Annotated in this window: 5 protein-coding genes and 1 pseudogene; 2 read left to right on the forward strand and 4 right to left on the reverse strand. The window is 49.3% G+C overall.

Going from position 1 to position 5,836, the window contains the following annotated elements:
* Window positions 1–379: pseudogene (locus H740_RS11945) on the forward strand (ABC transporter ATP-binding protein); the annotation flags it as partial.
* Between the two features lie 8 nt (window positions 380–387).
* On the forward strand, window positions 388–1,512 hold the full coding sequence (locus H740_RS06535; RefSeq protein ID WP_002952582.1) for an ABC transporter permease: 1,125 nt from the start codon (window positions 388–390) through the stop codon (window positions 1,510–1,512).
* A gap of 1 nt (window position 1,513) precedes the next feature.
* On the opposite strand, the gene H740_RS06540 is transcribed toward H740_RS06535, so the two are convergent.
* Genes H740_RS06540 through H740_RS06555 form a run of 4 tightly spaced genes read right to left on the reverse strand, consistent with a single transcriptional unit; the run spans window position 1,514 to window position 5,065 of the window.
* On the reverse strand, window positions 1,514–2,620 hold the full coding sequence (locus tag H740_RS06540; RefSeq protein ID WP_002952584.1) for an NnrS family protein: 1,107 nt from the start codon (window positions 2,618–2,620) through the stop codon (window positions 1,514–1,516).
* Complete coding sequence (locus H740_RS06545) at window positions 2,613–3,302, reverse strand: ABC transporter ATP-binding protein (RefSeq protein ID WP_002952585.1); 690 nt, start codon at window positions 3,300–3,302, stop codon at window positions 2,613–2,615. The genes H740_RS06540 and H740_RS06545 overlap by 8 nt, the downstream gene beginning before the upstream one ends.
* Window positions 3,303–3,308: 6 nt before the next feature.
* Window positions 3,309–4,106 carry an ABC transporter permease gene (locus tag H740_RS06550; RefSeq protein WP_002952586.1) on the reverse strand — a complete coding sequence of 266 codons (798 nt, stop codon included), beginning with the start codon at window positions 4,104–4,106 and terminating at the stop codon, window positions 3,309–3,311.
* Window positions 4,103–5,065: an ABC transporter substrate-binding protein gene (locus tag H740_RS06555; RefSeq protein WP_002952587.1), complete on the reverse strand. Its 963-nt coding sequence runs from the start codon at window positions 5,063–5,065 to the stop codon at window positions 4,103–4,105. Before H740_RS06555 ends, H740_RS06550 begins: the two co-directional genes overlap by 4 nt.
* Window positions 5,066–5,836: the final 771 nt, after the last annotated feature.

Here is a 5,836-nt window from a genome sequence, read left to right on the forward strand (position 1 = left end):
GGACGGCATCACCGTGCTAGTCTCCACGCACTACATGGACGAAGCCGAGCGCTGCCACGAGCTCATCTACATCGCCTACGGCAAGATCCTAGCCCGCGGCACGCAATCAGACATCATCGCGGGCTACGATCTAAACGTCTGGCAGCTAAGCGGAGATAGAGCGGGAGAAGCGGCGTCGCTGCTAGCCTCAAACGCCGCGCTTAGCGTTTCAGCTTTCGGTAACGGCTATCACGTCACGGCAAAGGACGCAGCCGCGCTGCAAGAAGCGGTCAAAGCCCTAGAAATACCGCGAAACGAGCTAAGCCTAAGACCGATAAAAGCAAGTCTAGAGGATGTTTTTATCCACCTGCTAGAGCTTCATAAAGACGAGCGATTTTAGGAGCGGCGATGAAATTTATCTCGTTTTCTCGCACCGCGGCGATGGTCGTTAAGGAATTTCGTCAAATTTTAAGAGACCGCGCGACGCTAGCTATGATCATCGCGATGCCGCTAATGCTGATGCTGCTTTTTGGTTACGCGATAAACAACAACCCGCGCCACCTGCCAGCAGCCGTAGTGATCGCAGAGGGCGGCGGCAAGCTCACCCGCTCGCTAGTTAGCGCGATGAAAAATACGGAGTTTTTCGACGTCAAAAACGTCGGCGCGGACGCAGATAGAGCCGAAGCCATGATGCAAAGCGGCGAGGCGCAGTTTATTATCTATTTTCCGCCAAATTTAGAACGCGACCTCATGCGAGGCCAAACGCCTAAAATTTTAATCGCCACCGACGCCACCGACCCATCGGCAAACTCGGGTGCCGCGGCCGCGCTGCAAATAGCTTTTGAGCAGGTCTTAGCTAGAGACAAGCCCGGCTACGCGCAGCCTAGAGCGGAATTTGAGCTACGCGCGCACTCTCGCTACAACCCGGAGCTACTCACGCGCTATCAGATCATCCCCGGGCTCATGGGTATCTTGCTCACGCTAACGACGATCCTGCTAACGAGTATCTCGGTGACGAAGGAGTTTGAGCGCGGCACGATGGAAAATCTCCTAGCCGCTCCGCTGCGCCCAGCCGAGGTGATGATAGGCAAAATTTTACCCTACCTGCTCATAGCCTATCTGCAAGTGGGCGCGCTTTTGCTTATAGCTAGGCTTCTTTTCGGGCTACCCGCTATCGGCGACTGGGGCGCGCTTTTTACGGCTTGCACCTTGCTGATGCTTGCAAATTTGGGCGTGGGTTTTACCTTTAGCACGCTAGCTCGCAGCCAGCTGCAGGCGATGCAGATGACTTATTTTTTCTTTTTGCCTTCGATGCTGCTATCGGGGTTTATGTTTCCTTTTTACGGGATGCCCGCGTGGGCGCGATTTATCGGCGAGTGCTTTCCGCTGACGCATTTTTTGCGTATCATTAGAGGCGTATGGCTAAAAAGCGCCGAGCTTAGCGATTTTTACTACGACCTGGCCGCGATTTTGGCGTTTTTATGCGTTAGCACGGCCATATCGCTCACTAGGTATAAAAGGACGCTGGATTAGCCTACTCCGGATCATCGCTAAACTCGTTATCTCTAAAAATTTTATAAAAGTCGATAAACCAAAGCGCAAACGCTACGGCGATGAGAGTTGCCGGTAAATGTATATAAAATCCACTCCAAACGTAAGCCAAAAAGCCCCTGCAAATGCCAGCAATGATAACTAACGCAAAGGCGATCTTGCTCAGGCGTAAAAACTCAAGCTCCTGCCCGCTGTGGCGCAGGCCGGCGATGTTAAAGATAAGCATAATGCTAAAAATAATGCCGTTTAGCGCGATGACGTGTAGCATGTTTGTCTCCAGCCCAAGCCCCAAAATCCCGCTCGCGCCGTAAATGGCATAGCCCGCGGCTAGCAAAAGCTGCATCAGGTAGTAATAAATCACGAAGCTATGGCGCAAAAGCTCCTTGTAGTGCCACTCTTTTAGCTTGGCTAAAATCGCGCTACCGCAGGCTATCGCGACAAAATTTACCGCCTTGCTGCCCTCAAAAAACAGGCTCGCTAACAAAAACGCGCAAACGCTAACGATCGCGATGTTTTTATAGACGAAATTTGGCACGAAAGCCGCGTCTTGCATGCCAGGCTCGCGGTTTAGAGCCTCTTTGCCAAGCACCACGCTAACGCGAAAAGATACGAGCAAAATCGCGATAACGTGCAGATGAATTTGTAAATTTAAAAATTTCTCCTCGCCGCTAAGCAGATAGTAAATCTCAAAGCCCAAAATGCCGAGTAAAAATGCTAAAACGCCAAGCTGATCGTCGTTACGGTCGAGCCAGATCATATAAACGCAAAGCCCTGCCAGATACGCCCAAAAAAGCGCCATAAAAAAGTGCGCCGCAAACAGGCTAAAAAATGCGCTAACAAAACTCGCCGCAAAAAACGAAAACATAACGTAGGCGTGCTTTTTAAGCCCTCCGCCAAAGTTCGTCCAATCAGTTAGTCCCGTTAGCAAAAATCCTGCATACGCAAGGGCTGCAACAAGGTGCAAAAAGATAAATTTGTGCCAGCTAATAAAATCCACGGGCGTAAAAAATATCGCCCCGCCCAGCACCGCGCAAACCGCGCTCGTAAGGAAAAAAATTCTCATCGGATGAGTAAAAAAGTCGTTAATCATAATAGATTTTTCCTTTAAAATTTTCGTCTATCACGCCGCTAGCGTAGGCAAAATCTCGCTGCGAAAAGGCAAGGTCAAGCTCCAGCTCGCGCTCGATCACCGCGCCCTTACTCGCTAAAAAGCAAATTTTACTAGACATCCTGGCTGCCTCCATCCTATCGTGAGTCACCAGCACGACGCTCATGCCCTCCTCGACTCGGCGCGTGACGATGTCTATCAGGATTTCTTTCATATCATAATCAAGCCCCGAAAACGGCTCGTCCATCAGCAGCAAATCGGGCTTTGTCACGATCGCCCGCACGAAAGCAACCCTTTGGCGCATGCCGCCGCTTAGCTCATCTGGGTACTTTAGCGCGTCTTTTTCCGTTAGTCCAAGTCTAGCAAAGAGCTCTAGTACGGTCTTTTCATCGGGCTCATCCATCACGAGCAGTACGTTTTCGAGCGCATTTTTCCACTCGAGCAGGCGATTTTCCTGAAAGAGATAGGTCGTTTTGTTAAATTTATTGATTATTTTTCCCTTGCGAGGATCTATGAGACCCGAGATCAGGCGCAGGATCGTGGTTTTACCGCAGCCGCTCGCGCCAAACAGCGTCACTACTTCGCCCACGCCGACCTTTAAACTAAAATCGCGCACGACCTTATCGCGTAAAATTTCGTATTCTAAATTTTGAAGTTCTAGCATAGCAAACTACCTTTTCCACGGCATTAGCGTGATCTTTAGCGGCTCGATAACCAGATACTCAAAAAGCATAATGATAGCGATAGTAAGCACGACGTAGGCCATCACCTCGGTGGTATCTAGCATCACTCTAGCATTTGCGATCTTAGCGCCCATACCGTCGTTCGCGCCTAGCAGCTCGCCCATGATGACGATCTTTACGCCCATGCCTACGGCGACGCTTAGAGAGCTGATGATATGGCTGGTTAGGTGCGGAACGTATAGGTGGCGAATCTTTTTGCAAATGCCCAGTTTATACGCGTCAAACATCTCCTTTAGCTCCTCGCTAACGCTCATCATACCGACCATCGAGCTAGCAAAGGTTAGCGGCAAAACCGTGATAATGATCGTAAATATAGTGCTCGCGTTTCCAAACCCAAACCAAAATATAGCTAAAACGATCCAAATAATAGGCGGCATAGAAAGCAGCGTCGTGATAACCGGCTTTAAAAACGCGGCAAAGCTTTTATATGCTCCGGCAACCAACCCCAGCGTGATACCGATGGCACAGGCCGTGCCGACGCCTACTAGCGAGCGCACGAGAGTGATGTTTATCTCGCTGTTTTTATAATCCGCCAAAAGTTCGTACGCCCGCACGAAAACAGCCTGCGGAGCCGGGAGCAAAAACTCCCCTCCCAGCTCGCTGCCGATCTGCCAAAGCGCGATGATAAGCGCGATCGTCGCAAATCCGCTAAAGCCGCCCCAAAGGTAGTCCACGACCTTCAAAAACGCGCCGCGGTCTTTTTTGACGTTATCGACGAGTATCATAAAAACAGGCTCTTATCAGGCATTTTACCGCCCAGAAGCTTTGGATTAAACTCAAAAATTTGCTCAAAAAAAGCCATTACGTCGTCTTGCAACTCATGCGCTTTTGTTACGGTCAAATTTGCTTTATCAAAAGCCCCGGCTAGCGCAGGCTCTGGAGCCGGCAGATACTCGGCGCCGATTTTAGCCGCGCTTTGTTTGTTTTCTAGAATCCATTTTAGCGCGCTCGTTAGATCGGAGTGCAGCGTCTCAAAAAGCGCGCGATTTGCCTCGTAGTAGTCCACATTGACGATGATACCCGCCATCGGGATGTATGGCTTGGCATTAAAGCTCTCGCCCCAAGTTTTAGGAAAATCAAGCCCGTAATGCACAGCTACGCCCGCTTTTTTACCGCGCAAAATCGTCGCTTCGCTAAGAGGCTGCGGCACGATAAGCACGTCGTAGTCCTTTTGGATAAACAGCCCCACCGCTTCAGGCGGAGTCTGGGTGTACGTGATGTCAAGCTTGCTCGCGTCTATGCCGCGTTTCTTGCAAAGCGCGCGTAGCACGAGATCGGGCATATCGTTTTTAAACGGCATTATGATTTTTTTGCCGACGAAGTCCTCTAGCGTCTTGATGCTCTCGTCCTTTATCATCGCATTCATGACGCCTAGCGTGAGTAAATTTAACATCGCGAAATTTAACCCCTGATTTCGCAGGTTCGCTGCGACGTTTGAGGGCGACATAGTGACCTTTATATCGCCGCTAGCCACACCCGCGCGCAGGACGTCCGGAGTGTTCCAGATGCGCAGCTTCACGTCGTGCGTCTTTGCTAGCTCGCCTTGTATGCTTGCTACTGCCATTATCACGCTAGGGATCGCAGGCGCGCCCCACATCGTAAAGTTTTCCTTAGCAAAAAGGCTAGGAGCCATCGTCGTCGCGCCCAGCGCCGCGCCGAGTCCCAAAAATCCTCGTCTGTTCATAGCTTTCTCCTTGTATTAAGATTTTCAATTTTATTTCGTTTCGCTTTTGTTCGCGGTTAAATTTGAGCTCAAATTTGCCGCGCCGCCCGCCAATTTTTACGCGCCGCGCCCTTTATAAATTCGGCTTTGCTTAAATTTGAACTTGTCGCATAGCCGAGTTCGTCGCGCGACTTTGTAAATTTAAACGCCCGCGAGATTACGTCGCGTTAAATTTGACTTTTACGTGCCGCCGAGCGCTTAAATTTAGCTTTGCGTTAAATTTGGACGGCTCAGACCCGCACCGCGAAAATGCTAAATTTACTCGAGGCAAATTTGAGCTTACCTCAACTTATTTTTGATAATTATACCTAAGATTTAAATCAAAAATCTTGATTTAAATCTTGGTTTTTTGTTGATTTAATTCATTAAATTTGGACGGTAAATTGCAAATTTAATAAAACGACTTTCAACTTTTACTTTCTTGCTAAGAGGGAAGGGGCTTGAATTATGTTCTGCTAGCAGTTGCGATCGAAGCTAGCAAAGTAGCTCCCTTTGGCGTTCACCTTTCTCTTTACTTTGGGGGAGGAAGGGGTTCTACTTACGAAGCGTCGCTCCTTCCTCCCCCAAGCCCTCTCCAACCCCACTGCACGCTAAAAGTGGCGACATTGCTTTGCTCTAGAAGCAAAGCGTCGCAAGTTTAAATCAAATTTGACGTTTTCAAGGTACGGGTCTCGGCGAGTAAAATTTGAAATTAAAATTTGTAAATTTGACTTCAAATTTGAACGTAAAAAG

The sequence above is a fragment of the Campylobacter showae CC57C genome, assembly GCF_000344295.2.
Classification (GTDB): Bacteria; Campylobacterota; Campylobacteria; order Campylobacterales; family Campylobacteraceae; genus Campylobacter_A; species Campylobacter_A showae_B.

Excerpts from the sequence above, each read along its gene's own strand:
- H740_RS06535 (WP_002952582.1), top strand. The coding sequence starts at position 388 with ATGAAATTTATCTCGTTTTCTCGCACCGCGGCGATGGTCGTTAAGGAA.
- H740_RS06540 (WP_002952584.1), bottom strand. The coding sequence starts at position 2,620 with ATGATTAACGACTTTTTTACTCATCCGATGAGAATTTTTTTCCTTACG.
- H740_RS06545 (WP_002952585.1), bottom strand. The coding sequence starts at position 3,302 with ATGCTAGAACTTCAAAATTTAGAATACGAAATTTTACGCGATAAGGTC.
- H740_RS06550 (WP_002952586.1), bottom strand. The coding sequence starts at position 4,106 with ATGATACTCGTCGATAACGTCAAAAAAGACCGCGGCGCGTTTTTGAAG.
- H740_RS06555 (WP_002952587.1), bottom strand. The coding sequence starts at position 5,065 with ATGAACAGACGAGGATTTTTGGGACTCGGCGCGGCGCTGGGCGCGACG.